Source organism: Streptomyces sp. B3I8, assembly GCF_030816915.1.
Lineage (GTDB): Bacteria > Actinomycetota > Actinomycetes > Streptomycetales > Streptomycetaceae > Streptomyces.
On the sequence record NZ_JAUSYN010000002.1, the window covers coordinates 2,737,368 to 2,763,795 of the forward strand.

The 26,428-nt window shown below is 69.5% G+C and carries 17 protein-coding genes and 3 rRNA genes; 6 read left to right on the plus strand and 14 right to left on the minus strand.

The genetic code is table 11. The annotated features are described in order from the left end of the window. Nucleotides 1-2: 2 nt before the first annotated feature. The 7 genes from QFZ64_RS14170 to mtnA form a co-directional block, all read right to left on the minus strand. Complete coding sequence (locus QFZ64_RS14170; RefSeq protein WP_307065649.1) at nucleotides 3-785, minus strand: response regulator transcription factor; 783 nt, start codon at nucleotides 783-785, stop codon at nucleotides 3-5. Between the two features lie 255 nt (nucleotides 786-1,040). Next, the gene (gene hpf, locus QFZ64_RS14175; RefSeq protein WP_373430608.1) at nucleotides 1,041-1,733 is read right to left on the minus strand and encodes a ribosome hibernation-promoting factor, HPF/YfiA family; all 693 of its coding nucleotides are present in this window, start codon (nucleotides 1,731-1,733) and stop codon (nucleotides 1,041-1,043) included. Between the two features lie 312 nt (nucleotides 1,734-2,045). Continuing rightward, nucleotides 2,046-2,819 (minus strand): ComF family protein, encoded by a 774-nt coding sequence (locus QFZ64_RS14180; protein ID WP_307065652.1) that lies wholly within the window; start codon nucleotides 2,817-2,819, stop codon nucleotides 2,046-2,048. A 101-nt stretch (nucleotides 2,820-2,920) separates the two neighbouring features. Continuing rightward, nucleotides 2,921-4,771: an LpqB family beta-propeller domain-containing protein gene (locus QFZ64_RS14185; RefSeq protein ID WP_307071701.1), complete on the minus strand. Its 1,851-nt coding sequence runs from the start codon at nucleotides 4,769-4,771 to the stop codon at nucleotides 2,921-2,923. A 100-nt stretch (nucleotides 4,772-4,871) separates the two neighbouring features. Further along, nucleotides 4,872-7,094, minus strand: a complete 2,223-nt coding sequence (gene mtrB / locus QFZ64_RS14190; RefSeq protein ID WP_307065654.1) for an MtrAB system histidine kinase MtrB — start codon at nucleotides 7,092-7,094, stop codon at nucleotides 4,872-4,874. Nucleotide 7,095: 1 nt separating this feature from the next. After that, nucleotides 7,096-7,785, minus strand: coding sequence for a two-component system response regulator MtrA (mtrA, locus tag QFZ64_RS14195; protein ID WP_307065656.1), 690 nt, complete (start codon nucleotides 7,783-7,785; stop codon nucleotides 7,096-7,098). A 4-nt stretch (nucleotides 7,786-7,789) separates the two neighbouring features. Then, nucleotides 7,790-8,965 carry an S-methyl-5-thioribose-1-phosphate isomerase gene (gene mtnA, locus QFZ64_RS14200; protein WP_307065658.1) on the minus strand — a complete coding sequence of 392 codons (1,176 nt, stop codon included), beginning with the start codon at nucleotides 8,963-8,965 and terminating at the stop codon, nucleotides 7,790-7,792. Between the two features lie 140 nt (nucleotides 8,966-9,105). On the opposite strand from mtnA, the gene QFZ64_RS14205 reads away from it, so the two are divergent. From QFZ64_RS14205 to QFZ64_RS14225, 5 genes are read left to right on the plus strand one after another with little or no spacing between them, the layout of a single operon-like run. After that, the gene (locus QFZ64_RS14205; RefSeq protein ID WP_307065659.1) at nucleotides 9,106-10,509 is read left to right on the plus strand and encodes a hypothetical protein; all 1,404 of its coding nucleotides are present in this window, start codon (nucleotides 9,106-9,108) and stop codon (nucleotides 10,507-10,509) included. A 43-nt stretch (nucleotides 10,510-10,552) separates the two neighbouring features. Continuing rightward, nucleotides 10,553-11,245 carry a DUF4129 domain-containing protein gene (locus QFZ64_RS14210; RefSeq protein ID WP_307071702.1) on the plus strand — a complete coding sequence of 231 codons (693 nt, stop codon included), beginning with the start codon at nucleotides 10,553-10,555 and terminating at the stop codon, nucleotides 11,243-11,245. Continuing rightward, nucleotides 11,242-12,477, plus strand: coding sequence for a DUF4350 domain-containing protein (locus tag QFZ64_RS14215; RefSeq protein ID WP_307065660.1), 1,236 nt, complete (start codon nucleotides 11,242-11,244; stop codon nucleotides 12,475-12,477). Before QFZ64_RS14210 ends, QFZ64_RS14215 begins: the two co-directional genes overlap by 4 nt. Further along, a complete protein-coding gene (locus QFZ64_RS14220) occupies nucleotides 12,477-13,475 on the plus strand; it encodes a MoxR family ATPase (protein WP_307065662.1) in 999 nt (332 codons plus the stop codon). The genes QFZ64_RS14215 and QFZ64_RS14220 overlap by 1 nt, the downstream gene beginning before the upstream one ends. Next, nucleotides 13,475-14,785: a DUF58 domain-containing protein gene (locus tag QFZ64_RS14225; protein WP_307071703.1), complete on the plus strand. Its 1,311-nt coding sequence runs from the start codon at nucleotides 13,475-13,477 to the stop codon at nucleotides 14,783-14,785. Before QFZ64_RS14220 ends, QFZ64_RS14225 begins: the two co-directional genes overlap by 1 nt. Nucleotides 14,786-14,879: 94 nt before the next feature. On the opposite strand, the gene rrf is transcribed toward QFZ64_RS14225, so the two are convergent. The 4 genes from rrf to QFZ64_RS14245 all read right to left on the minus strand — a co-directional run bounded on the left by rrf (nucleotide 14,880) and on the right by QFZ64_RS14245 (nucleotide 21,650). After that, nucleotides 14,880-14,996: ribosomal RNA gene (rrf, locus tag QFZ64_RS14230) — 5S ribosomal RNA — on the minus strand. Between the two features lie 89 nt (nucleotides 14,997-15,085). Next, a 23S ribosomal RNA gene (locus QFZ64_RS14235) occupies nucleotides 15,086-18,212 on the minus strand. A gap of 315 nt (nucleotides 18,213-18,527) precedes the next feature. Continuing rightward, nucleotides 18,528-20,052 (minus strand): 16S ribosomal RNA (locus QFZ64_RS14240). Together the 16S, 23S and 5S rRNA genes form the textbook arrangement of a ribosomal RNA operon. A 590-nt stretch (nucleotides 20,053-20,642) precedes the next feature. Next, nucleotides 20,643-21,650: a stage II sporulation protein M gene (locus QFZ64_RS14245; protein WP_307065663.1), complete on the minus strand. Its 1,008-nt coding sequence runs from the start codon at nucleotides 21,648-21,650 to the stop codon at nucleotides 20,643-20,645. A gap of 139 nt (nucleotides 21,651-21,789) precedes the next feature. Between QFZ64_RS14245 and QFZ64_RS14250 the strand changes: the two genes are divergently transcribed. Beyond that, a complete protein-coding gene (locus QFZ64_RS14250) occupies nucleotides 21,790-22,728 on the plus strand; it encodes an RDD family protein (protein WP_307065665.1) in 939 nt (312 codons plus the stop codon). 46 nt (nucleotides 22,729-22,774) lie between these two features. Here the strand turns inward: QFZ64_RS14250 and QFZ64_RS14255 are convergent, their stop codons facing one another. The 3 genes from QFZ64_RS14255 to QFZ64_RS14265 form a co-directional block, all read right to left on the minus strand. Beyond that, nucleotides 22,775-23,389 carry a hypothetical protein gene (locus tag QFZ64_RS14255; RefSeq protein ID WP_307065667.1) on the minus strand — a complete coding sequence of 205 codons (615 nt, stop codon included), beginning with the start codon at nucleotides 23,387-23,389 and terminating at the stop codon, nucleotides 22,775-22,777. Nucleotides 23,390-23,536: 147 nt separating this feature from the next. Further along, nucleotides 23,537-24,994 carry an adenosylhomocysteinase gene (gene ahcY / locus QFZ64_RS14260; RefSeq protein ID WP_307065670.1) on the minus strand — a complete coding sequence of 486 codons (1,458 nt, stop codon included), beginning with the start codon at nucleotides 24,992-24,994 and terminating at the stop codon, nucleotides 23,537-23,539. A gap of 300 nt (nucleotides 24,995-25,294) precedes the next feature. Continuing rightward, entirely contained in the window at nucleotides 25,295-26,278 is a 984-nt protein-coding gene (locus QFZ64_RS14265; protein WP_307065671.1) for a cation diffusion facilitator family transporter, read from the minus strand. Nucleotides 26,279-26,428: the final 150 nt, after the last annotated feature.

The window sequence follows — 26,428 nt, forward strand, 5'->3', positions numbered from 1 at the left end:
GATCAACGGATCTCGAGGATCTTCTCCCGCATCGCGTACACCACGGCCTCCATCCTGGAATGCAGCTGAAGTTTCTCCAGGATGTTGCGCACGTGGTTCTTCACGGTGTTCTCGGAGATGAACAGCTCCTTGGCGATGTCCCGGTTGTTCATTCCGGTGGCGACGAGCTTGAGCACTTCGAGTTCCCGGTCGGTGAGGCGCGGCGCCGGCACCAGTCGGCGTTCATCCGTGCGCTGGATCATCGATTTGAACTCGGTGAGCAGTTTCGACGCCATCGAGGGACTGATCTGCGACTGTCCGTCGGCGACCGCGCGAATGGCCGTGGCAACCTCGTCCGTGGAGATCTCCTTGAGGAGGTATCCGGTCGCACCGGCCTTGATCGCGTCGTACAGATCGGCCTCTTCGTCGCTGATCGTCAGCATGATGATTTTCGCGCTGGGCGCCACTTCCTTGATCGACGTGCACGCCTCGATGCCGCCGCGCCGGGGCATTCGCACATCCATCAGCACGATGTCGGGCAGCAGATCGGCGGCCTTGTCCACGGCCTCCGCGCCGTCCCCGGCCTCTCCGACGACCTGGATGTCCTCCTCGGCCGCCAGCACGATCTCCAGGCCGCGACGGAAGAGGGCGTGGTCGTCGACGACCAGGACACGGATGGGCTCCTTGCGCGCCGCGCCCGCCTCCGGGCCCGTACCGCTCGCCCCACCTGTACCGCCCGCGCCCGTGTCGCCCGTGTCGCGGCCGTCGGCGTCCTCGTCCCGCGCCGGTCCGAAGCTGTCCGCCATCGTTCCTCCCCCTGAAGGCTGTGGCCTGTGGTCCTGTGCCATCGCCAACCCAAGGCAACGGCCCACCGGTTGGGCCGGTGCGGCCATGATTCCATGCCGCGACGACCGCGAGGTGACGGAGCGCGGTACGAAGGGGTGGCACGCCGGTGCCCCTGGGGGGCGCACAGGCTCACCAGGGGCACCGACTGGGACCGACTGCGCCGACGCTGCCGACGTGTTCCGCCGAGGGGACCTGCCGGGGCGTCGGCCGGGCGGTCAGCCGCCGAGCGCGCTGCCCGCGTCACCGGTCTGCGACCGGGCGACCATGGGGTCGGTGTTGAGGTGGATGACGCCGTAGTCGTACGCGTGGCGCCGGTAGACGACGCTGGGTTCCTTGGTCTCGGAATCGATGAACAGGTAGAAGTCGTGCCCGACCAGTTCCATCTCGTAGAGGGCCTGGTCGAGTGTCATCGGGGACGCGACGTGGGTCTTCTCGCGGACGACGAGCGGGCCGTCGCCCGTCACCTCCAGGGAGCCGATCCTCTTCGTCGGCACCGCCTCCGGTTCCGTCGCGACGACGCCACCGCCGTTGCCGGCCAGGGTGGCCGCGTCCGGGACGTGGTCGGGGACGTCGGCGGCCGAGAGCCGCTTGGTGCCACGCCGTGCGCACCGCTTGTCGTGCTGCTTGCGCAGCCGGGCCTCGAGCTTGTCGGTGGCCAGGTCCAGTGCCGCGTAGGGGTCGCTGGCCGCCGCCTCCGCCCGGATCACCGGACCGCGGGAGCGGAGCGTGATCTCCACCCGGTCGGACCTGTCCGCCTGACGGGGGTTGGGCTCCTTGGACACCTCGACGTCCAGGCTCATCACCTTGCCGTCGAGCTTCTGGATCTTCTCCAGCTTCAGCTTCTCGGCCACGTGCTTCCGGAACCGCTCGGGCACCTCGGTCTTGCGGCCCTTGACGACGATGTCCACGCAGAACTCCGTTCCCGGATCACTCCGCATCCCGGCGGAGCATCTCCCTGTTGCACCAGGTTCCGGTGGGCACCGGAACCTCGGACTCGGTGACGTCCACCTCCTCCTCCCCCGTGGGCGGGAACTCCATCCCACCGCTGCGAGTGAATACGCCTCACCGCGGCACCGCGTTCGGATCGACGAGGTACCGGCTGGGCCATTCCCTCACAACCGAACATATCTCGCCCGGACGGATGTCGTCACCCTCTACTGTGGGGTACCTCCGTTCAGGGGAATTACCCTTCTATTACCTGCAACGACAGACGTTCTCAGTCAGTTCCGGTTGGTTTCGAAAGAATCGGACGGCGCCGCGACCACGGCCGCGCGGAGCGGCGGCACGCCGGGACCGTGAGCACCCGTCGCCGGTCGTTCCTCCGTAGCTTCCCCGGCAGCAACGCCGTACACCCGTGCGCCCGTGAAGGACGTGCGCACGGCGCGGGCGGCCTCCGTGAGTGTGGCGCCGGTGGTCATCAGGTCGTCGACGAGCACGACGCGGCCGCTTCCGTGCGCCAGCAGCCGCTCACCGCCGGGCACGACCTCTAGGGCGCCGGCGAGGTTGGCCAGCCGCTGCGGGGAGCTCAGCCCCGCCTGGTCGGCCACAGGGCGCCGCTGCCGCAGTACGGCCGCCACGCGGGCGGCCGTTCCCGTCCGCCGCAGCTCGCCGGCGGCGGCGAGCGCGATCCGGCGCATCGCGTCGTGTCCCCGCGCGCGCACGGTCCCGCGCGCCGACGGCACCGGTACGAGCACCGCGTCCCGCCCACCCACCGCGTCCCTCACAGCGCCGGCCAGCGCCACCCCGAGCGGCCCGGCGAGCGCGAGCGCACCACGTTCCTTGTGCGCGAGCAGCACGGCGCGCACCACGTCCCGGTACGCCGCCGCCGCATGCACCGGCGGCAGCCCCACCGCCTCCGCCCCCGGCCGCACCCGCCCCGGCACGCCCCCGCAGAGCGCCGCCCGGCACCCCTCGCACAACACGACCCGCCCGCGACCGCACCCCTCGCACTCCCCCGCCAGAACCAGCCCCACCACTTCCCGCCACCACCACATACCCCCGCACTCTCCCCCATGTCCCCGCGGAGCGGGGGAGCCTGTGGACAACCCCCGGGGGCTGGTGCGGGAGCGGGGCCTCGACGAGGAGGGGCGCACTGCTACCCCGGGTAGACCGGCGCCGTCCCGTCCTTGATCACCTTTTGCCACTGCGCCCCGGAGGACAGGCGCACGATCCCGTCCTCCGAGAACGCCACCAACGGCAACCGCTCGTCCTCCGACGCCGCGATCTGCTTCACGCCCGTCAGGGATGCCGGCGCCGACCCCGCCGGTGTGGACCCGTCGACCTGCACGTACCGGATCTGCTGCACACCGCCCGACTCACGCCCGACCACCACGAGCCGGCTGTCCCCCGCCCACGACATCGCCGTCACCGCCTCGAACTGAGGCATGAGCGACCGCAGCTCCAGAATCGAGACGACGGTCCGCGCCCTGGCGCCACCACTGTCGGCACCACCGGCCCCGCCACCGTCGTTCCCGGTCCCGTTCCCGTTCCCGTCCCCCGCGGACTTCTCCCGCTCGATCCGCCCGATCTGCAGCGACGTCTTGCCGCCCTTCTCCACGATCAGCGCGACCCGCACACCGTCCCCCGCGACCCGCACCGCGTCGATCCGCCCGTCCAGTCCGGGCGTGGCGACCTCCACCGGCTCGCCCGCGCCCTTCTCGAACAGCAGCAGCCGGGGGTCCTGCGGATTGCGGTCGGCCACCCACAGGTCACCCCGGCTGTCCCAGCTGGGCGTGGTCAGCCGGTCGTCCGGTGACGCACCCTGGCTCCGCAGCACCGCGCTCCCCAACGGCGCGTCCGGCACCAGCGACCCCACGTACAGCGAACGCCCGTCGGCCGAGACCCCCGCCGCGGTCCTCTCGTCGCGCGAGACGGCGGCGGCCCGCAGCGGCGCGGTTCCCTCGCCGAGCGCCCCCGGCACCTGCTCGGCGTCCGTCCCGCCGGCGGTCATCCGCACCAGCCGGTGCTTGTCGTCGATGAAGTACTCGTACTCGGGCCGCTTCGCGGTGCCGTGCGAGGCGATGTCCTGGGCGTGGTCCTCGTCGAGCGCGCACAGCTGCGTACCGTCGGACTTCTGCAGCTCCACCGAGGTCACCCCGGTCGGCGTGAGGTCCTGGAGCGTGAACAGCAGCTGCGCCGCCATCCTGGCGCACTGCCCGGAACCGACCCGGTCCGCCGCCTTGTTCAGGGGCACGGTGAGCCGGTTCTGGTCGTTGGGCGTCAGCGCACCGGCTCCCCGGCGCAGCGCGACCCCCGAGGGAAACCCGGACCGCGCGACCGGCGCCAGCCAGCGTGTGGGCCCCTTCAGCAGGGCCTGGATCACCTGGGTCACCGGGTCGACCTGCTTGCGCACGTACACCGGGTCGGCGACGGTGCTCAGCCGGCCGGCCGCCGTCGTCGGCCCGTTGGAGGCGAAGTAGTACTTGTTGACCGACTCGTAGTTGCGCTGGAAGTCGGAGGCGCCGATCACCACCCCTTGGGGCAACGCGTCGATGCGCCACTGCTTGCTGCCCTTGTCCTGCACGAGGTGGATCGTCTTCGCGTACGACCCGGCGTCGGACGAGTACACGTGCTGTCCGTCCACGCGGGCGACCCGTCGGCCGGCCAGGTCGAACGCGTAGTCGTCGCCGCTCTCCCGGTTGCCGGTGTGTTCGGCCACCGGGTTCGGACCGTCGTCGAGCACCGTGATCGACCGCTCCGGCCGCCACTGGTGCGAGGCCTTGCCGGTCAGGTATTTGCGCGCGGTCTCGTACTGCGGGTCGTCGCTGGTCAGCGCCTCGAGGAAGCCCTGGACGATCTCCGCGGGCGAGGCGTTCTCGCGCGGCGGCAGCGCGAAGACCCGGACCTGCGGGTCCTGTCGCGGCGTCGACTCGACCCCGCGCAGATCACCGCCGTCCGGCATCGACGCGCATCCCGCCAGCAGCACACCGGCGCACCCGAGGTACATCGCGGCGCGCACCCGGCTCGGCCGGCCGCCGGCCACGTCGCTCACGCGCCGCGCCGGTTCCCCGGCCCCGCCGGACGTCCCACGACGCCGGCCGCCCCCCTCAGCCCTCACCGATGGCCTCCCCTGGCCCACTGCCGCCCTCTGACGGCCCCTGCGTCGCCCTGCCTGCCGCACTGCCGTTACTCGCGGTACGCGTCGCACCCACTGCGCCCGCCGCACTCGCCGCCTCTGCCGTGCCGTCCGGTCCGCCCGGCCCGCCGCCTCCCGCAGGGGCGTCCTGCCGCCGCACGCCACCCGAGGTGCGCGGTACGACGCGGGCACCGTTGCCGGGCAGCGCGGTCGGGTCGGCCGCCGGGCTCACCGAGGCCAGCCGCGGGGTGCGCGGCGGCAGCGGCCCCCGGTCGCCGGTGGTGGGCTGCAAGGGCACCGAGGAGACATTGCTCGCCGCCGCTTCCGGCGCGCGAACGGAACCGGTCCGCCTGTCGGCTCCCGCCTCGGCGCCCGGTCCGCCGTCGTCGCGCCGTCCGGTGCCCTTGCGTCCGCGCTTGCGCCGCGAGTCCGCCGGTTCCAGCGGTATCGGGGACCCCCGCAGCGGCTCGTCCGCGGTGCGCGGCAGCGTCAGCCGAAACTGCGATCCGCCGCCCGGTTCGCCCCACGCCTGCAGCCAGCCGCCGTGCAGCCGGGCGTCCTCCAGGGCGATCGACAGCCCCAGACCGGTGCCTCCGGTGGTGCGCGCGCGTGCCGGGTCCGCCCGCCAGAAGCGGCTGAACACCCGGGTGGCCTCCCCGGGCTTCAGACCCACCCCGTAGTCGCGCACCGCCACCGCCACCGCGCCGCCCGCGGCGGCCAGCTTGACGACGACGTCCCGGCCCTCACCGTGCTCCACGGCGTTGACGACGAGGTTGCGCAGCACCCGCTCCACACGCCGGGCGTCGGCCTCGGCCACGACGGGCTGCTGGTCGCCCACGACCCGTACTCGGGTGCCCTTGCGCTCGGCGAGCGGCTCGGCCCCGCTGACCACCCGCCGTACGACCTCGCGCAGGTCGATCGGCTCGGCCTCCAGTGCCGCCGCGCCCGCGTCGAACCGGCTGATCTCCAGGAGGTCGGCCAGCAGCGTCTCGAACCGGTCCAGCTGGTCGGCGAGGAGCTCCGCCGACCGGGCGGTCACCGGGTCGAAGTCCACCCGCGCGTCATGGATGACGTCCGCCGCCATCCGTACGGTCGTCAGCGGGGTGCGCAGCTCGTGCGAGACGTCCGACACGAACCGGCGCTGCATCCGCGACAGATCCTCCAGCTGCTGGATCTTGAGCTGCAGGTTCTGCGCCATCTTGTTGAAGGCCTCGCCCAGGCGGGCGATGTCGTCCTCGCCGGTGACCTTCATGCGTTCCTGCAGGCGCCCCGCGGACAGCCGCTCGGCGATCCCGGCCGCCATCCGCACGGGCGTGACGACCTGACGCACCACGAGCCACGCGATCGCCCCGAGCAGGACGACGACGAACAGTCCCGCCGTCGCCAGCGTGCCCTTGACCAGACTCAGCGACTTCTCCTCCTGCGTGAGCGGGAAGAGGTAGTACAGCTGGTAGGGGTTGCCGTTGGGGTCGTTGACCTGCCTGCCGATGATCAGTCCCGGCTGCGGCTCGCTCTTGCCCCCGGTGTAGACGATGCGGGTGTAGCTCTGCACCGCCCCGGTGCCCGCGTCGACCCGCTCGCGCAGCTGTTCGGGAACGCTCAGACTCCAGTCGACGCCGCCGGAGGCACGCGGACCGAAGCCCCGCCCCTCGTTGTCCGCGGCGGTGGTGCTCAGCGTGACGACGTCGAAGGCGCCCTGGCCGCCGCTGGACAGCGACTCCACGAGATCGCTGAGCCACCCGCTGATGTTCTGCACGGTGTCGCCGTCGCCGGCCGTGGTGGAACTGTCGTCCCCGCCGCCGCTCGCCGCGCTGTCGGCCCGCTGTCCGGCCACGGTGAACCCGCCGGTCGCCTGGCTCTGCGAGGCCTTCACCTTCGCGTCCAGGAGCCCGTTGCGCACCTGGCCGATGACGACGAAGCCGAGCAGCAGCACCACGCCGAGCGACATCAGCAGCGTCGTGGCGACGATCTTCAACTGGATGTTGCGTCGCCACAACCGCATCACCGGCAGCAGCGGACGCCGCACCCAGCGCATCACGAGCCGCAGCACGGGGCTGCCCTGCACGCCGCCCTGCAGCAGGCCGCCCGCGAACAGCCGGGCCCAGCGGGATCGTTTCGCTTTCACGCCGCCGACAGGCCGCTCCGGGCGGGCCCCGGACCGGCCGGGCGCCGAAGCGGCACTGTCCTCGGGCATGTCAGCTCGGTCCTGCCTTGTATCCGACACCACGGACGGTCACCACGATCTCGGGCTTCTCCGGGTCCTTCTCGACCTTGGAGCGCAGCCGCTGGACGTGCACGTTGACCAGCCGGGTGTCCGCCGCGTGGCGGTAGCCCCAGACCTGTTCGAGGAGCACCTCGCGGGTGAACACCTGCCACGGCTTGCGGGCCAGCGCCACCAGCAGGTCGAACTCCAGCGGGGTCAGCGCGATGGACTGCCCCTCCCGCTTCACGGAGTGCCCGGCCACGTCGATGACGAGGTCGCCTATCGCGAGCTGCTCCGGTGCCGGCTCCTCCGACCTGCGCAGCCGCGCCCGTATCCGGGCCACCAACTCCTTCGGTTTGAAGGGCTTGACGATGTAGTCGTCCGCCCCCGATTCCAGGCCCACCACCACGTCGACCGTGTCGCTCTTGGCGGTCAGCATCACGATGGGCACACCGGACTCCGCCCGGATGAGCCGGCACACCTCGATGCCGTCCCGTCCGGGAAGCATCAGATCGAGGAGGACCAGATCCGGCTTGGTCTCGCGGAATGCGGCCAGCGCCTTGTCGCCGTCGGCTACGAAAGACGGCTCAAAACCTTCACCACGCAGCACAATGCCGAGCATCTCGGCCAGTGCGGTGTCGTCGTCGACGACAAGGACTCGTCCCTTCATAAAGGCCATCATCCCATTAGCTCATCGTGGCCTGGCGTGACCTGGCACACAGCTCGGCCAGCGCCTCGGCCGTCACGGGTGAGACGGCGCCCTCCTCGGTGACGATGGCCGTCACCAGCTCGGGCGGCGTCACGTCGAACGCCGGGTTGTACGCCTGGGTCCCCAACGGCGCCACGGGGATCCCGCCGGCCGCCTCCACGCCCACCACCGGCACCTGAGGTCCGGACAGCTCGGTGACCTCGTGGCCGCCGCGCTGCTCCACCTCCACGGAGGCTCCGTCGGGGGTGTCCGGATCCACCGTCGTCACCGGTGCCACGACGACGAACGGCACGTGATGGTAACGGGCGAGCACCGCCAGCGGATAGGTGCCGATCTTGTTCGCCACCGATCCGTCGGCGGTGATCCGGTCGGCCCCCACCAGCACCGCGTCCACCTCGCCCGCCGCGAACAGCGAACCGGCCGCGCTGTCGGTCAGCAACGTGTACGCCATCCCGTTGCGCGCCGCCTCGTACGCCGTCAGCCGGGCGCCCTGCAGCAGCGGACGGGTCTCGTCCACCCACAGCCGGCGCAGCCGCCCCGCCCGGTGAGCCGCGAGCGCGACCGCGAACGCCGTGCCCTCCCCGCCCGAGACGAGCGCGCCGGTGTTGCAGTGGGTGAGCACCCGGTGGCCGCCGCCGGGCAGCAGCTCGTCGAGCAGCGCCAGGCCGTGCTCCGCCATCCGGACGCTGGCCTCGGCATCCTGCCGGTGCAGTGCCCGCGCCGCCGCCAGCGCCGCCCGTGCGGCCGCCGCCTCGTCTCCACCGCCTGCCAGCGCCTCCTGATGGGCGGCCCTGGCCCGGCGCACGCCCAGGGACAGGTTCACCGCGGTGGGCCGGGCGCCCGCCAGCGCCTGTGCGGCGTCCGCCACGTCGAACCCGCGCGCGGCGGCGAGCGCGACCCCGTACGCCCCCGCGATCCCGAGCAGCGGCGCCCCCCGCACGGCAAGGCCGCGGATCGCCTCCACGAGTGCGGGCGGGTCCGTGCACACCAGCTCGACCTCCTCGGCGGGCAGCCGGGTCTGGTCGAGCAGGACCAGGACCGGGCCCTCGGGCGGTTCCTCCCAGCGGAGCACCGGAGTGGCCGGGGTGCCCGGGGCCCGTGCGGGTTCGGCCGGCCCGTTGTCGTCGCCGCTGTGCGCGTACTGATCAGCCATCTGTCCAGTCTGCCCCGGATCCGCCGGACAATTGAAGGCGTGCGGCCCGGACGGCCCCCGGTCACCCCCCGCGCACCCCATGACACGATGGCAGCCAATGGGCCGCCGCGACCGCGGACGGGCACCGAGAAGGAGCGACGATGACCGACACTCCGGGCTGGGCCTCGCCCGGATCTGCCCCCTCCGACGGTCCGGACACCCCCGGCACCCCTCAGCCGCCGGAGCAGCCCTCGGACCGGAGCCCCGACCAGGGCGACCAGGACGGCGCCGACCGGGCGCAGCCCCCTGCCAAGTGGTCCGAGGAGCAGCCCCCGGCCGGTCAATGGACCGCTCCCCTGCCCCCGGCGACCCCACAGGCGCAGCCCCAGGACCCGCAGACGCCGCCCCGGGCCCCGCAGGCCGGCCCCGGCTACCCCGACTGGGGGACACCACCCCCGCCGCCCGGCCCCGGACCGTACGGCGACGGCCCCGGCGGCTGGGGTGCCCCCGGCCCCACCGGCGGCCCCGGATACGGCCATCCGGGTTACGGAACGCCTAGCGGCTGGGGCGGCCCGTGGGGCGGACCGCCGCCCGCGGCCAGGCCCGGGGTCATCCCGCTGCGCCCGCTCGGCATCGGCGAGATCCTCGACGGCGCCGTCTCCACCATGCGCGCCCACTGGCGCACCGTTCTCGGCATCTCCCTGGCCGTCGCCGTCGTCACCGAGATCGTCGTCGTCCTGCTCCAGGGTCTGTGGATCGACAACACCGCCGTCCTGGACGACCCCAGCGCCACCCCCGAGGAGACGCTGCGCGCCGCCGGCGGCTCCATGCTGAACTCCGGCGTCGTCCTCCTCGTCACCGCGATCGCCGCGATCGCCGCGACGGCGCTGCTGACGCCCGTGATGAGCCGCTCGGTCCTCGGCCGACCGGTCACCGGCGGCGAGGTCGCCCGGGACGTCCGGCCGCAACTGCCCCGGCTGTGCGGGCTGACGCTGCTGCTGCCGCTCATCGGCGCCGCGATCATCGGTGTCGGCACCCTGCCCGGCATCCTCGTCGCCGTGGGCGGCGCGACCGCGGGAGGCGCCGCACTGGCCGTGCTCGGTGGGATGGCCGCGAGCGTCCTGGCCACCTGGGTCGTCGTGCGGTTCTCGCTCGCTCCGTCCGCGCTGATGCTGGAGAAGCAGAGCATCCGCAAGGCCCTCGGCCGCTCCGCCAAACTGGTGAACGGCTCGTGGTGGCGGGTCTTCGGGATCCAGCTGCTGGCCCGGGTCATCGCCGGCATCATCGGGTCGGTCATCGCCGTGCCTTTCACCGTCCTGGCCGGCGTGCTCACCGACAACGGCATCGGCAACTTCCTGGACGGCACGGCCGACCTGGGCTGGTCCTTCCTCGTGATCAGCGGCATCGGAGGCGTGATCGGCTCCACCCTGACCCTGCCTCTCACGGCCGGTGTGACCTCGCTCCTCTACATCGACCTGCGCATCCGGCGCGAGGCCCTCGACCTCGAACTCGCCCGCGCCGCCGGCGTCGAGGGCCGCGGCTCCGGTCCCACCCCGGGGAACTGATCCGGTGGGCCGGGCGGGGGGAGTGCCGGCTCTGCCGCCCGCCATGTGGCGGGCGGGCGACGACGCACCGCCGCTGACGGTCCCGCGCGACCCCGCGCGGGGCGCCGCCCGCCGCGAACTGTCCAGGCCCCTGTACCACCAGGACGATCCCAGCCTGTTCCAGCGCGCCCTCGACGCCTTCTGGGACCGGCTCGACCGCCTCCTGGGCGCCGCCTCGTCCGCCGCCCCGGGCGGCACCGTCGGCCTGGTCGTCATCCTCCTCGCGGTCGTCGCCCTGCTCGCCGCCCTGTGGTGGCGCCTCGGCTCCCCCCGCCGGGCCCCCTCCTCCGCCCCCGCGCTGTTCGACGACCACCCCCGCAGCGCCGCCGAACACCGCGCGGCCGCCGCGGCGCATGCCGCCCGGGGCCACTGGAACACGGCCGTCCAGGAACGCATGCGCGCCCTCGTCCGCGCCCTGGAGGAACGGGCACTGCTCGACCCGCGCCCCGGCCGGACCGCCGACGAGGCGGCCTCGGAGGCCGCCCGCCCCCTCCCCGACCACGCGACCCGACTCCACACCGCGGCCCGCGACTTCGACGACGTCACGTACGGCGGCCGCACCGCGGACGAGGCCACGTACCGCCGGCTGTCCACCCTCGACGACGACCTCGGGCACGCCCGCCCCCACCTCGCCTCGAACACCCCGCACACCACGGGCACCACGGACCGGAACACTCCCGGGGGTGCCACCGGATGACCACCGCGCCCCCTGCCACGGACGCGCACCCGGCCTCCCCGACGGGCACCTCCGTGTCGCCCACCGCCCGCCAGGTGTGGACCCGCACGCGGGGCATCCTGCTCGCGCTGCTGATCCTGCTCGCCGCAGGCGCCGCCATCGCCGTGATCCGCTCCGGCGCCGACCACGGTCGGCTGGACCCGCGCTCCGCCGACCGCTCCGGCAGCCGCGCCGTCGCCGAACTCCTGCACGACCGTGGCGTGTCCACGCGCGTGGTGACCACCCTCGCCGCGGCCCGCGCCGCCACCGGCCCCGACACCACCCTCCTCGTCGCCTCCCCCGACCTGCTGACCGAGCCTCAGCAGCGCACCCTGCGCGAAGCGATCCGCGACTCCGGCGGCCGTACACTCCTGGTCGCCCCCGGGACACCGTCCCTCGGCATCCTCGCCCCCGGCGTCCACGCCGACGCCGCCACCAGCTTCGACTCCACGCTCGCCCCCGGCTGCGCCCTGCCGGCCGCCCGGCGCGCGGGCCCCGCCGACACCGGCGGCCTCCGCTACACCACCGACGGCACCCGCGCCGACCTGTGCTACCCCAGCGACGGCCTGGCCACCCTCGTCCGCCTCCCGGCCCGCGCCGATGCCAGGGGCACCGCCCGCCCGGGCGACACCGTGGTCCTCGGCGCGCCCGACATCCTCTACAACGACCGCCTCGACGACGAGGGCAACGCCTCCCTCGCCCTGCAACTCCTCGGCTCCCGCCCCCATCTGGTCTGGTACCTCCCCTCGCTCTCCGACGGCTCGGCCACCGACACGGGCGACCGCACCTTCTTCGACCTCATCCCCCCGGGCTGGCTCTGGGGCACGCTGCAACTGTTCGTCGCCGCCGCGCTGGCGGCCCTGTGGCGGGCACGCCGGCTCGGCCCCCTGGTGCCCGAGAAACTCCCCGTCGCGATCCGCGCCTCCGAGACTGCCGAAGGCCGCGCCCGCCTCTACCGCCGCACCGACGCCCGCGACCGCGCGGCCGACGCTCTCCGCTCCACCACCCGCACCCGCCTCGCCCCCCTCGTCGGCGTCCCCCCGGCCCGGGCACACACGCCCGAGGCCCTGCTCCCCGCCCTCTCCGCCCGCCTGCACGGCGACGGACATGCCCTGCACACCCTCCTCTTCGGCCCCGCACCCGGCGACGACGCAAGCCTCATCGCCCTCGCCGACCGACTCGACGCCCTCGAAAGTGAGGTACGCCGTCCATGATGGACCCGACCACTGACAACGCCGGGCAAGCCGGGTACGCCGGACACTCGGACGCCGCCCGGGCCTCCCTCGAAGCCCTGCGCGCCGAGATCGCCAAGGCCGTGGTCGGCCAGGATCCCGCCGTGACCGGCCTCGTCGTCGCCCTGCTCTGCCGCGGCCACGTCCTCCTCGAAGGCGTCCCCGGCGTCGCCAAGACACTGCTCGTCCGCGCGCTGGCCGCCGCACTGGAACTCGACACCAAACGCGTCCAGTTCACCCCCGACCTGATGCCGAGCGATGTCACCGGCTCCCTCGTCTACGACGCCCGCACCGCCGAGTTCTCCTTCCAGCCGGGCCCCGTCTTCACCCACCTCCTCCTCGCCGACGAGATCAACCGCACCCCACCGAAGACCCAGTCCTCCCTGCTGGAGGCCATGGAGGAACGGCAGGTCACCGTCGACGGCACACCCCGCCCGCTCCCGGAGCCCTTCCTCGTAGCCGCCACCCAGAACCCGGTCGAACACGAGGGCACCTACCCCCTGCCGGAAGCCCAACTGGACCGCTTCCTCCTCAAACTGACGATCCCGCTGCCCTCCCGCCAGGACGAGATCGACATCCTCACCCGCCACGCCCGGGGCTTCGACCCGCGCGACCTGCGCGCCGCCGGCGTACGCCCCGTCGCGACCGCCGCCGACCTCGAGGCCGCCCGCGCCGCCGTCGCCGGAACGACCCTCTCCCCCGAGATCACCGCCTACGTCGTGGACCTCTGCCGCGCCACCCGCGAGTCGCCCTCCCTCGCCCTCGGCGTCTCCCCCCGCGGCGCCACCGCCCTGCTCTCCACCGCCCGCGCCTGGGCCTGGCTGACCGGTCGCGACTACGTCATCCCCGACGACGTCAAGGCACTGGCCCTGCCCACCCTGCGTCACCGCGTCCAGCTCCGCCCCGAGGCCGAGATGGAGGGCGTGACGACGGACGCGGTCATCACCGCCATCCTGGCCCACGTGCCCGTCCCCCGATGATGGCGCTCACCGGACGCGCCGCGCTGCTCGCGGCCCTCGGCACCCTCCCGGTCGGACTCTGGGAGCCCAACTGGACGGGCATCCTCGCCGTCGACGGCACCCTCGCTCTGGCCTGCGCCTGCGACTACGCCCTCGCGGCACCCGTCCGACGCCTGGTCCTGACCCGCTCCGGCGACACCTCCGTACGCCTCGGCGAGCCGGCCGACGTGGCCCTCACCGTCACCAACCCCACCGGCCGCCCCCTGCGCGCACGCCTTCGCGACGCCTGGCCGCCCAGCAGCTGGCAGCCGGGCACCGAGACCGACGCGTCCCGTCACCGCCTCACCGTCCCACCGGGCGAGCGCCGCAGGCTGACCACCCGGCTGCGCCCCACCCGCCGCGGCGACCGCCACGCGGACCGCGTCACCCTCCGCTCCTACGGCCCCCTCGGCCTGTTCGCCCGGCAGGGCACGCACAAGGTTCCGTGGACCGTCCGCGTGCTGCCTCCGTTCACCAGCCGCAAGCACCTGCCCTCGAAGCTGGCCCGCCTGCGCGAACTCGACGGCCGCACCAGCGTCCTCACCCGCGGCGAGGGCACCGAATTCGACAGCCTGCGCGACTACGTCCCCGGCGACGACACCCGCTCCATCGACTGGCGCGCCACCGCCCGCGGCACGACGGTCGCCGTACGTACCTGGCGCCCCGAACGCGACCGCCACATCCTCCTGGTCCTCGACACCGGCCGCACCTCGGCCGGCCGCGTCGGCGACATCCCGCGCCTGGACGCCTCCATGGACGCGGCACTCCTGCTCGCCGCCCTCGCCTCCCGCGCGGGCGACCGCGTCGACCTGCTCGCCTACGACCGGCGCATCCGCGCCCTGGTACAGGGACGTGCCGCCCGTGACGTCCTCCCGTCCTTGGTCGACGCGATGGCGACGCTGGAACCCGAACTCGTAGAACTGGACGCCCGGGGCCTGGCCGCCACGGCTCTGCGTACCGCGCCGCGCCGCTCCATGATCGTCCTTCTGACAAGCCTGGACGCCGCCCCCGTGGAAGAAGGCATCCTGCCTGTCCTGGCCCGCCTGACCCAACGCCACACCGTCCTGCTGGCCGCAGTCTCCGACCCCCACATCACGGCAATGGCGAAAGGCCGGGGCGGCGTCGACGCGGTGTACGAGGCAGCGGCGGCATCCAGAGCCCAGGCGGAACGCGAACGAACGGCGGAACAACTGCGCCGCCACGGTGTCACGGTCGTCGACACGACACCGGACGCCTTGGCACCGGCACTCGCGGACGCCTACCTGACCCTCAAAGCAGCCGGACGACTGTGAATTCCATAGACAGCCGGCCACCCCAGGAATCCATCCTGCCGTAAACACAAAAAAGCCCCCGTGCCGATCGGCACGGGGGCTTTCTTCACTATTTGTTCGGCGGTGTCCTACTCTCCCACAGGGTCCCCCCTGCAGTACCATCGGCGCTGTAAGGCTTAGCTTCCGGGTTCGGAATGTAACCGGGCGTTTCCCCTACGCTATGACCACCGAAACACTATGAAACACACAACCAGCAACCGGTGACCAAACACGGCCTGATCGTTCGTGGTTTCAGAACCAACACAGTGGACGCGAGCAACTGAGGACAAGCCCTCGGCCTATTAGTACCGGTCACCTCCACACCTCACGGTGCTTCCAGATCCGGCCTATCAACCCAGTCGTCTACTGGGAGCCTTACCCCATCAAGTGGGTGGGAGTCCTCATCTCGAAGCAGGCTTCCCGCTTAGATGCTTTCAGCGGTTATCCCTCCCGAACGTAGCCAACCAGCCATGCCCTTGGCAGAACAACTGGCACACCAGAGGTTCGTCCGTCCCGGTCCTCTCGTACTAGGGACAGCCCTTCTCAAGACTCCTACGCGCGCAGCGGATAGGGACCGAACTGTCTCACGACGTTCTAAACCCAGCTCGCGTACCGCTTTAATGGGCGAACAGCCCAACCCTTGGGACCGACTCCAGCCCCAGGATGCGACGAGCCGACATCGAGGTGCCAAACCATCCCGTCGATATGGACTCTTGGGGAAGATCAGCCTGTTATCCCCGGGGTACCTTTTATCCGTTGAGCGACGGCGCTTCCACAAGCCACCGCCGGATCACTAGTCCCGACTTTCGTCCCTGCTCGACCCGTCGGTCTCACAGTCAAGCTCCCTTGTGCACTTACACTCACCACCTGATTACCAACCAGGCTGAGGGAACCTTTGGGCGCCTCCGTTACCCTTTAGGAGGCAACCGCCCCAGTTAAACTACCCATCAGACACTGTCCCTGATCCGGATCACGGACCCAGGTTAGACATCCAGCACGACCAGACTGGTATTTCAACGACGACTCCACCCGAACTGGCGTCCGAGCTTCACAGTCTCCCAGCTATCCTACACAAGCCGAACCGAACACCAATATCAAACTGTAGTAAAGGTCCCGGGGTCTTTCCGTCCTGCTGCGCGAAACGAGCATCTTTACTCGTAGTGCAATTTCACCGGGCCTATGGTTGAGACAGTCGAGAAGTCGTTACGCCATTCGTGCAGGTCGGAACTTACCCGACAAGGAATTTCGCTACCTTAGGATGGTTATAGTTACCACCGCCGTTTACTGGCGCTTAAGTTCTCAGCTTCGCCACCCCGAAAGATGACTAACCGGTCCCCTTAACGTTCCAGCACCGGGCAGGCGTCAGTCCGTATACATCGCCTTACGGCTTCGCACGGACCTGTGTTTTTAGTAAACAGTCGCTTCTCGCTGGTCTCTGCGGCCACACCCAGCTCAAGGAGCAAGTCCCCTCACCAGACATGGCCCCCCTTCTCCCGAAGTTACGGGGGCATTTTGCCGAGTTCCTTAACCATAGTTCACCCGAACGCCTCGGTATTCTCTACCAGACCACCTGAGTCGGTTTAGGGTACGGGCCGCCATGAAACTCGCTAGAGGCTTTTCTCGACAGCATAGGATCATCCACTTCACCACAATCGGCTCGGCATCAGGTCTCAGCCTCCATGAACGGCGGATTTACCTACCGTCCGGCCTACACCCTTACCCCGGGACAACCACCGCCCGGGATGGACTACCTTCCTGCGTCACCCCATCACTCACCTACTAACCGCTTGGGCCGGCGGCTCCACCACTCCGAGATTGTCCGAAGACGCACCCGGCGGTTTCACGGCCTTAGCATCACGATGCTCGATGTTTGACGCTTCACAGCGGGTACCGGAATATCAACCGGTTATCCATCGACTACGCCTGTCGGCCTCGCCTTAGGTCCCGACTTACCCTGGGCAGATCAGCTTGACCCAGGAACCCTTAGTCAATCGGCGCACACGTTTCCCACGTGTGAATCGCTACTCATGCCTGCATTCTCACTCGTCAACCGTCCACAACTCGCTTCCACGGCTGCTTCACCCGGCAGACGACGCTCCCCTACCCATCACAGCCTCCGTTGGGAGTACATGCTGCAATGACACGACTTCGGCGGTACGCTTGAGCCCCGCTACATTGTCGGCGCGGAATCACTAGACCAGTGAGCTATTACGCACTCTTTCAAGGGTGGCTGCTTCTAAGCCAACCTCCTGGTTGTCTCTGCGACTCCACATCCTTTCCCACTTAGCGTACGCTTAGGGGCCTTAGTCGATGCTCTGGGCTGTTTCCCTCTCGACCATGGAGCTTATCCCCCACAGTCTCACTGCCGCGCTCTCACTTACCGGCATTCGGAGTTTGGCTAAGGTCAGTAACCCGGTAGGGCCCATCGCCTATCCAGTGCTCTACCTCCGGCAAGAAACACACGACGCTGCACCTAAATGCATTTCGGGGAGAACCAGCTATCACGGAGTTTGATTGGCCTTTCACCCCTAACCACAGGTCATCCCCCAGGTTTTCAACCCTGGTGGGTTCGGTCCTCCACGACCTCTTACAGCCGCTTCAACCTGCCCATGGCTAGATCACTCCGCTTCGGGTCTTGAGCGTGCTACTCAACCGCCCTGTTCGGACTCGCTTTCGCTACGGCTACCCCACAACGGGTTAACCTCGCAACACACCGCAAACTCGCAGGCTCATTCTTCAAAAGGCACGCAGTCACGACGTTGAGTGCAAGCACTCAACGCGACGCTCCCACGGCTTGTAGGCACACGGTTTCAGGTACTATTTCACTCCGCTCCCGCGGTACTTTTCACCATTCCCTCACGGTACTATCCGCTATCGGTCACCAGGGAATATTTAGGCTTAGCGGGTGGTCCCGCCAGATTCACACGGGATTTCTCGGGCCCCGTGCTACTTGGGTGTCTCTCAAACGAGCCGCTAATGTTTCGACTACGGGGGTCTTACCCTCTACGCCGGACCTTTCGCATGTCCTTCGCCTACATCAACGGTTTCTGACTCGTCCTGTCGCCGGCAGACGACAGAAGAGAGATCCCACAACCCCCACAACGCAACCCCTGCCGGGTCTCACACGCCATAGGTTTGGCCTCATCCGGTTTCGCTCGCCACTACTCCCGGAATCACGGTTGTTTTCTCTTCCTGCGGGTACTGAGATGTTTCACTTCCCCGCGTTCCCTCCACTTGCCCTATGTGTTCAGGCAAGGGTGACAGCCCATGACGACTGCCGGGTTTCCCCATTCGGACACCCCCGGATCAAAGCCTGGTTGACGACTCCCCGGGGCCTATCGTGGCCTCCCACGTCCTTCATCGGTTCCTGGTGCCAAGGCATCCACCGTGCGCCCTTAAAAACTTGGCCACAGATGCTCGCGTCCACTGTGCAGTTCTCAAACAACGACCAACCACCCATCACCCCGGGAACAACATCCCGAGTGCACTGGGGCCGGCAACCCGAAGACCCAGCCTCACGGCCGTGCCCTCAGACACCCAACAGCATGCCCGACCAGACCCCGCCCGGAGATCACGCGTTCCACACTCCGAAGAGCAGTACTAGCAGCCTCCGACCCGGAAACCCGGCCGAATAGTCAACGTTCCACCCATGAGCAACCAGCACCGGACGTACGCCGATGTACTGGCCTCTGGACTGCCGAAGCAGCCAAGAAGTGCTCCTTAGAAAGGAGGTGATCCAGCCGCACCTTCCGGTACGGCTACCTTGTTACGACTTCGTCCCAATCGCCAGTCCCACCTTCGACCGCTCCCTCCCTTGCGGGTTGGGCCACGGGCTTCGGGTGTTACCGACTTTCGTGACGTGACGGGCGGTGTGTACAAGGCCCGGGAACGTATTCACCGCAGCAATGCTGATCTGCGATTACTAGCAACTCCGACTTCATGGGGTCGAGTTGCAGACCCCAATCCGAACTGAGACCGGCTTTTTGAGATTCGCTCCACCTCACGGTATCGCAGCTCATTGTACCGGCCATTGTAGCACGTGTGCAGCCCAAGACATAAGGGGCATGATGACTTGACGTCGTCCCCACCTTCCTCCGAGTTGACCCCGGCGGTCTCCCGTGAGTCCCCAACACCCCGAAGGGCTTGCTGGCAACACGGGACAAGGGTTGCGCTCGTTGCGGGACTTAACCCAACATCTCACGACACGAGCTGACGACAGCCATGCACCACCTGTACACCGACCACAAGGGGGGCACTATCTCTAATGCTTTCCGGTGTATGTCAAGCCTTGGTAAGGTTCTTCGCGTTGCGTCGAATTAAGCCACATGCTCCGCTGCTTGTGCGGGCCCCCGTCAATTCCTTTGAGTTTTAGCCTTGCGGCCGTACTCCCCAGGCGGGGAACTTAATGCGTTAGCTGCGGCACCGACGACGTGGAATGTCGCCAACACCTAGTTCCCACCGTTTACGGCGTGGACTACCAGGGTATCTAATCCTGTTCGCTCCCCACGCTTTCGCTCCTCAGCGTCAGTAATGGCCCAGAGATCCGCCTTCGCCACCGGTGTTCCTCCTGATATCTGCGCATTTCACCGCTACACCAGGAATTCCGATCTCCCCTACCACACTCTAGCTAGCCCGTATCGAATGCAGACCCGGGGTTAAGCCCCGGGCTTTCACACCCGACGTGACAAGCCGCCTACGAGCTCTTTACGCCCAATAATTCCGGACAACGCTTGCGCCCTACGTATTACCGCGGCTGCTGGCACGTAGTTAGCCGGCGCTTCTTCTGCAGGTACCGTCACTTTCGCTTCTTCCCTGCTGAAAGAGGTTTACAACCCGAAGGCCGTCATCCCTCACGCGGCGTCGCTGCATCAGGCTTTCGCCCATTGTGCAATATTCCCCACTGCTGCCTCCCGTAGGAGTCTGGGCCGTGTCTCAGTCCCAGTGTGGCCGGTCGCCCTCTCAGGCCGGCTACCCGTCGTCGCCTTGGTGAGCCATTACCTCACCAACAAGCTGATAGGCCGCGGGCTCATCCTTCACCGCCGGAGCTTTTAACCACCACTCAGGAGAGTGGAAGTGTTATCCGGTATTAGACCCCGTTTCCAGGGCTTGTCCCAGAGTGAAGGGCAGATTGCCCACGTGTTACTCACCCGTTCGCCACTAATCCCCACCGAAGTGGTTCATCGTTCGACTTGCATGTGTTAAGCACGCCGCCAGCGTTCGTCCTGAGCCAGGATCAAACTCTCCGTGAATGCTTCCGGGTCATCCCGGTAACACACACGAGAGCGGAACAGCCGGGCGGAATAAGCCCAGCCGTTCACAGCGTCCTCGCTGTGTTCTTCTTCAAAGGAACCTCAACCCGATCGGAAACCGACCAGGTCGGGGTATCAACATATCTGGCGTTGACTTTTGGCACGCTGTTGAGTTCTCAAGGAACGGACGCTTCCTTTGTACTCACCCGAGAGACTCTCTCAGGCTTTCCTCCGGGCGCTTCCCTTCGGTCTTGCGTTTCCGACTCTATCAGACGTTTTCGCTGTCCGATTTCCTCGGTGCTTTCCAGGTTCCCGCTTCCGCGTTTCCCTTTCCGGCGGTTCCGACTTTATCAGAGGTTTCAGGCCGTAATGACCGGCCGTTCGTTCTGAATCATTCGGAGGGTGGCTTCATCGAAGTCGAATTATCGACTGTCTCGAGAAGCAGATAGTTTCCAGCTGGTCGCCGATCGGGATCGACTCTGTCGATCCAGCTCCAGGCAACTGTTCGAATCTACCTCCCCGTCCGCTCTGTGTCAACGGAGTCGGTGGGGCGGGGAAGACAGTAGCAGCTCATCGCACGTGCCCGCACATCAGGCAGCGGTGGGAACTGCTGCGCTCCGCCCGGTCTCCTCGAGATCTCCCGTGTCGCCGGCGCGCTCCGCACGTCCACCCAGGACGAAGACGTACGCCAGGAACGCGAGCTCGACCAGGATGCCGATGCCGGTGCGGGCCCAGGTGGGCAGACCGGACGGGGTCACAAAACCCTCGACGGCCCCGGAGACGAACAGGACGAGGGCGAGTCCCAACGCCATCCCGAGGGCCGCGCGGCCTTCCTCCGCGAGCGCGGCGCGACGGGACCGCGGGCCGGGGTCGATGACTGTCCAGCCGAGCCGGAGTCCGGTACCGGCGGCTACGAAGACCGCGGTCAGTTCGAGCAGACCGTGCGGGAGGACGAGTCCGAGGAAGGTGTCGAGCCGGCCCGCGGATGACATGAGTCCGAAGCCCACTCCCAGGTTGAGCATGTTCTGGAAGAGGATCCAGAGGACCGGCAGGCCCAGGAAGATGCCCAGGATCAGGCAGAGGGCGGCGGCCTCCGCGTTGTTCGTCCACACCTGGGCGGCGAAGGACGCCGCCGGATGGCTCGAGTAGTAGCTCTCGTACTCGCCCCCGGGACGGGTGAGTTCGCGCAGTTCGCTGGGGGCGGCGATCGTGGACCGCACCTCGGGGTGGGTGCCGATCCACCACCCCAGGAGCACGGCCACCGTGGTGGAGAGCAGCGCGGTGGGCACCCACCAGTGACGTGAGCGATAGACGGCGGCGGGGAATCCCGCCGTCAGGAAGCGGGCGACGTCGCGCCAGGAGGCACGGCGGGTGCCGGTGACCGTCGCTCGCGCACGGGCGACGAGTCGGCTGAGACGGCCGGTGAGCTGCGGATCGGGGGCGCTGGACTGGATCAGTGACAGATGCGTGGCGGCACGCTGGTAGAGGGCGACGAGTTCGTCGGCCTCTGCTCCGGTCAGACGACGCCTACGGCGCAGCAGTGCGTCGAGACGGTCCCATTCGGCGCGGTGCGTGGACGTGAAGACGTCGAGGTCCATGGATGTGCCCCTCCTCGTCCGCTCGTCCCACGGGGCGGCCGACGCCCGCGCCGTACGTCAGGTAGTCGTACTGCGATGTTCTCCGCTGTCAGCTTGGCAGACTGGCCGGAGGTGGGGTGGGCCAGGGAAGGAACGCGGTGTGAGCGAGCTGGTGACGGGTGAGGCCGTGGCGTTGGAGCTGCGGCCCGCGAGGCTGCCCAGCCGGGTACTGGCGGTGGCGTTGGACCTGGTCGTGGCGGTGGTGGCGTACATCGTCGTGATGGTCGTGGTGGTGCTGGCCGCTTCGGGGCTCGACGAGGCGGCGCAGGTCGCCCTGTCGATCGCCGCGTTCCTCCTGGTGCTGGTGGGTGGGCCCATCGCGGTGGAGACCCTGAGCCACGGGCGGTCGCTCGGGAAGCTCGCGTGCGGGCTGCGGGTGGTCCGGGACGACGGCGGGCCGATCCGGTTCCGGCACGCGCTGGTGCGGGGGGCGATCGGGATGGTGGAGATCCTCATGACGTTCGGCGTCGTGGCCTGTATCGCCTCCCTCGTGTCGGCGCGGGGGCGCCGGCTCGGTGACGTGTTCGCCGGGACGCTGGTCGTGCGGGAGCGGATCCCGGCCGGGGGGACGGGTTTCGTGCCTCCTCCTCCGCCATGGCTGGCGGGGCGGTTCTCCGGGCTGGATCTGTCGGCGGTGCCGGACGGGCTGTGGCTGGCGGTGCGGCAGTACCTGACGCGCATGCCGCAGCTGGATCCGCGGGTGGGCTGGGGCATGGCGGAGCGGCTCGCGGGTGATCTCGCCGCCCGTACGGGGACGCAGGCGCCGCCGGACCTGCCGCCGGCCGTGTTCCTGGCGGCGGTGATGCACGAACGTCGGGCGCGGGAGATCCGCCGGGCGGCCGGCGCAGGGGTGGGGCCGGGCGTGCCGGGCGACGGATACGTTCCGGGCGCTCATCCGCAGCCCTACCCGGTGGCGCCGTCCGTTCCCCCGTCCCCGTCGATGGGTGCTCCCGCTTCTCCGCCGGCGGCGCCGTCCGCGGGCACCGTGCGGGAGGCGGGGCCGGGCCGTCCCGCCACCGGGTTCGTGCCGCCTGCCTGAGTCCGGCGCGGACAGCCGGGGTCGGGCCGGGCCGGCAGGTCCCGGGTCAGGTGAAGGTGGACGGGGGCGATTCCAGGTCCTCCAGCTCGATGCCGGGGGCTTCGAGTACCACGTCGCCGGTGAGGTGGACGGTGTGCTGCTCGCCCGTGTCCAGGGCTGTGACCTGGTATGTCTCCACGGTCAGAGGGCCGTTGTCAGTGGCGTGTGCTTGTCTTCGGACCAAGGCCCAGGACTGGTCCACGGTGCGGGGGGCGAGAACCGGATCCGTGAGTGCGACGAGGCGTACGCGCGTCGCGGCGGAGGAGGGGGTGAGGCGCAGGAGACGGGCGGTGGCGACGAGGAACGCCGGGGACGTGCCGGTGAAGGCGTGGGCGCGCACATTGCCTTCGGTGGCGTGGGTTCCGGTGGGGTCGGTGCGGACCCAGGTGACGCCGTCCAGGGCGGCGCCGCGGACCTGCCAGTCCGCAGCACTGAGTTCGAGCCGGATGGGGCGGCCCCGTTCGTCGAGGGCGAGGTCGACGGAGCCTGCGGGGTCGCCGGAGGGAGTGGTGCGTCGGGCGACGTAGCGCCAGCCGGACGGGCCTGGCGCGCACTGGAAGTGTTCTTCGCCGAGGGAGGTGTGATCGTGCGGATCGTGGAGCGAATACCGGCCGCGGGGCATGGGGTTCCTGGGTCGTGAACGGGCGGACGCGGCCGGAGGGCCGGACGGGCAGGCCCCCGTCACGGGGGTGCGGGGGCCTGCGCGAGCACCTGGGCGACGTCACCGGCCGGCTGCCGGGCATGCACGGCAGCCGGCCGGCGGCGGGGCTCAGTAGCGGTAGTGGTCCGACTTGAAGGGGCCGTCGACCTCGACGCCGATGTACGCGGCCTGCTCGGGGCGGAGCTTGGTGAGCTTGACGCCGAGCGCGTCCAGGTGGAGCCGGGCGACCTTCTCGTCGAGGTGCTTGGGCAGCACGTAGACGCCGGTCGGGTACTCGTCGGGCTTGGTGAACAGCTCGATCTGGGCCAGGGTCTGGTCCGCGAAGGAGTTGGACATCACGAACGACGGGTGGCCGGTGGCATTGCCCAGGTTCAGCAGGCGGCCCTCGGAGAGGACGATGATCTTCTTGCCGTCCGGGAAGGTCCAGGTGTGGACCTGCGGCTTGACCTCGTCCTTGACGATGCCGGGGATCTTGGCGAGGCCGGCCATGTCGATCTCGTTGTCGAAGTGGCCGATGTTGCCGACGATGGCCTGGTGCTTCATCTTGGCCATGTCCGAGGCCATGATGATGTCCTTGTTGCCCGTGGTGGTGACGAAGATGTCGGCCTTGTCGATCACATCGTCGAGCGTGGTGACCTGGTAGCCGTCCATCGCCGCCTGGAGGGCGCAGATCGGGTCGATCTCGGTGATGATCACGCGTGCGCCCTGTCCGCGCAGGGACTCCGCGCAGCCCTTGCCCACGTCGCCGTAACCGCAGACGACCGCGGTCTTGCCGCCGATGAGAACGTCGGTGGCGCGGTTGATGCCGTCGATCAGGGAGTGGCGGCAGCCGTACTTGTTGTCGAACTTCGACTTGGTCACGGCGTCGTTGACGTTGATCGCCGGGAAGAGGAGGGTGCCGTCGCGCTGCATCTCGTACAGGCGGTGGACGCCGGTGGTGGTCTCCTCGGTGACGCCGCGGATCTCCGAGGCGAGCTGGGTCCACTTCTGCGAGCCGTCCGTGATGGTGCGGTGCAGGAGTTCGAGGATGACGCGGTGCTCGTCGGACTCGGCGGTGTCCAGGGCAGGGACCTTGCCGGCCTTCTCGTACTCGACGCCCTGGTGCACGAGGAGGGTGGCGTCGCCGCCGTCGTCGAGGATCATGTTGGGGCCGCCGGTGGGGCTGTCCGGCCAGGTCAGCGCCTGCTCGGTGCACCACCAGTACTCGTCCAGCGTCTCGCCCTTCCAGGCGAAGACGGGGATGCCGCGGGGGTTGTCGGGGGTGCCGTCGGGGCCGACGGCGATGGCGGCCGCGGCATGGTCCTGGGTGGAGAAGATGTTGCAGGAGGCCCAGCGGACCCGGGCGCCCAGGGCGACGAGGGTCTCGATGAGAACGGCGGTCTGCACGGTCATGTGCAGGGAGCCGGTGACGCGGGCGCCGGCCAGCGGCTGGGCCTCGGCGTACTCCTTGCGGATGGACATCAGGCCGGGCATCTCGTGCTCGGCGAGGGTGATCTCCTTGCGGCCGAATTCGGCCAGGGAGAGATCGGCGACCTTGAAGTCCTGTCGGTTGTCGACAGTCGTCATGGTGTGCTGCTCCTCGGGGTCGGTGCGAGGTGGGTACGGCTGGTCTGCGCGGCAGTCGGGCGGCACGACGGTGCCCGGAAGGGCACGGGTGTGCCCCGGGGCGTACGCGTGCCCGAGTGCGCGCAGCGCAGTCCGTCGGAGGCCCTCTCTCCCTCGGCCGGTCCGTTGCCGGACCGCCCGACCGCCATCAGCAGCGACGTCTGGCTCGCCTCCAAGCTACACCGGGCGGCCGGGTGGGCCCCAGGGGGCCGGTGGGCGGTGGGGGCCGGTTCCGGCCGGGTGCGCGGCGCGCGGGTGGGGTCAGTGGCCGGGGGTTTCGGTGGGGGTGGGGCCGCCGGGGGTGGCCTCGCGGTCGGCGCCCCTGGTGGCCTCGGCCTCGCTGTAGATGTCCGGTTCGAGGTAGATGACGCGGGCGATGGGGACGGCGGCGCGGATGCGGGTCTCGGCGGCGTCGATGGCCGTTGCCACCTGGGCGGCCGTGTCGTCGTGCTGGACGGCGATCTTGGCGGCGACCAGGAGTTCCTCGGGGCCGAGGTGGAGGGTGCGCATGTGGATGACGCGGGTGACCGTCTCGCCGTCGACGATCGCCGTCTCGATCGCCTTGACCTGTTCGGTGCCCGCGGACTCGCCGAGGAGCAGGGACTTGGTCTCGGCGGCCAGGACGAGGGCGATCACGACGAGGAGGACGCCGATGCAGACGGTGCCGACGCCGTCCCAGACGCCGTCGCCGGTGAGCAGGGCCAGGCCGACGCCGCCGAGGGCGAGGACCAGACCGATGAGGGCGCCGAAGTCCTCCAGGAGGACGACGGGCAGCTCGGGGGCCTTGGCGCGACGGACGTACTCGACCCAGGAGAGGTCGCCGCGGGTCTGGTTGGACTCCTTGATGGCGGTGCGGAAGGAGTAGCCCTCGGCGAGGATCGCGAAGACGAGGACGCCGACCGGCCAGTACCAGTGTTCGACGTCGTGCGGGTGGCTGATCTTCTCGTAGCCCTCGTAGATGGCGAACATGCCGCCGACGGAGAAGAGGACGATGGAGACGAGGAAGGCGTAGACGTACCGCTCGCGGCCGTAGCCGAAGGGGTGCTGCGGGGTCGCCTCGCGCTGGGCGCGCTTGCCGCCGACGAGGAGGAGGAACTGGTTGCCGGAGTCGGCGACCGAGTGGACGCCCTCGGCGAGCATCGAAGACGAGCCGCTGAAGGCGAACGCCACGAACTTCGATGCCGCGATGGCGAGGTTGGCGCCGAGTGCCGCCACGATCGCCCTGGTGCCGCCTGACGCGCTCATGTGTTCGCGTGGTCCCTTCGTTGCCGTCGTGGTCGCTCGTGCCGGGCTTTGCCCGTCCTTTGCCGGTGGGTCATTCTTGCAGCCCGGTGCTGCCGGGGTGCGCCGGGCCGCCTGAACGGTCCGCGGCCCGGCGGTGGTTCGACCGTGCTT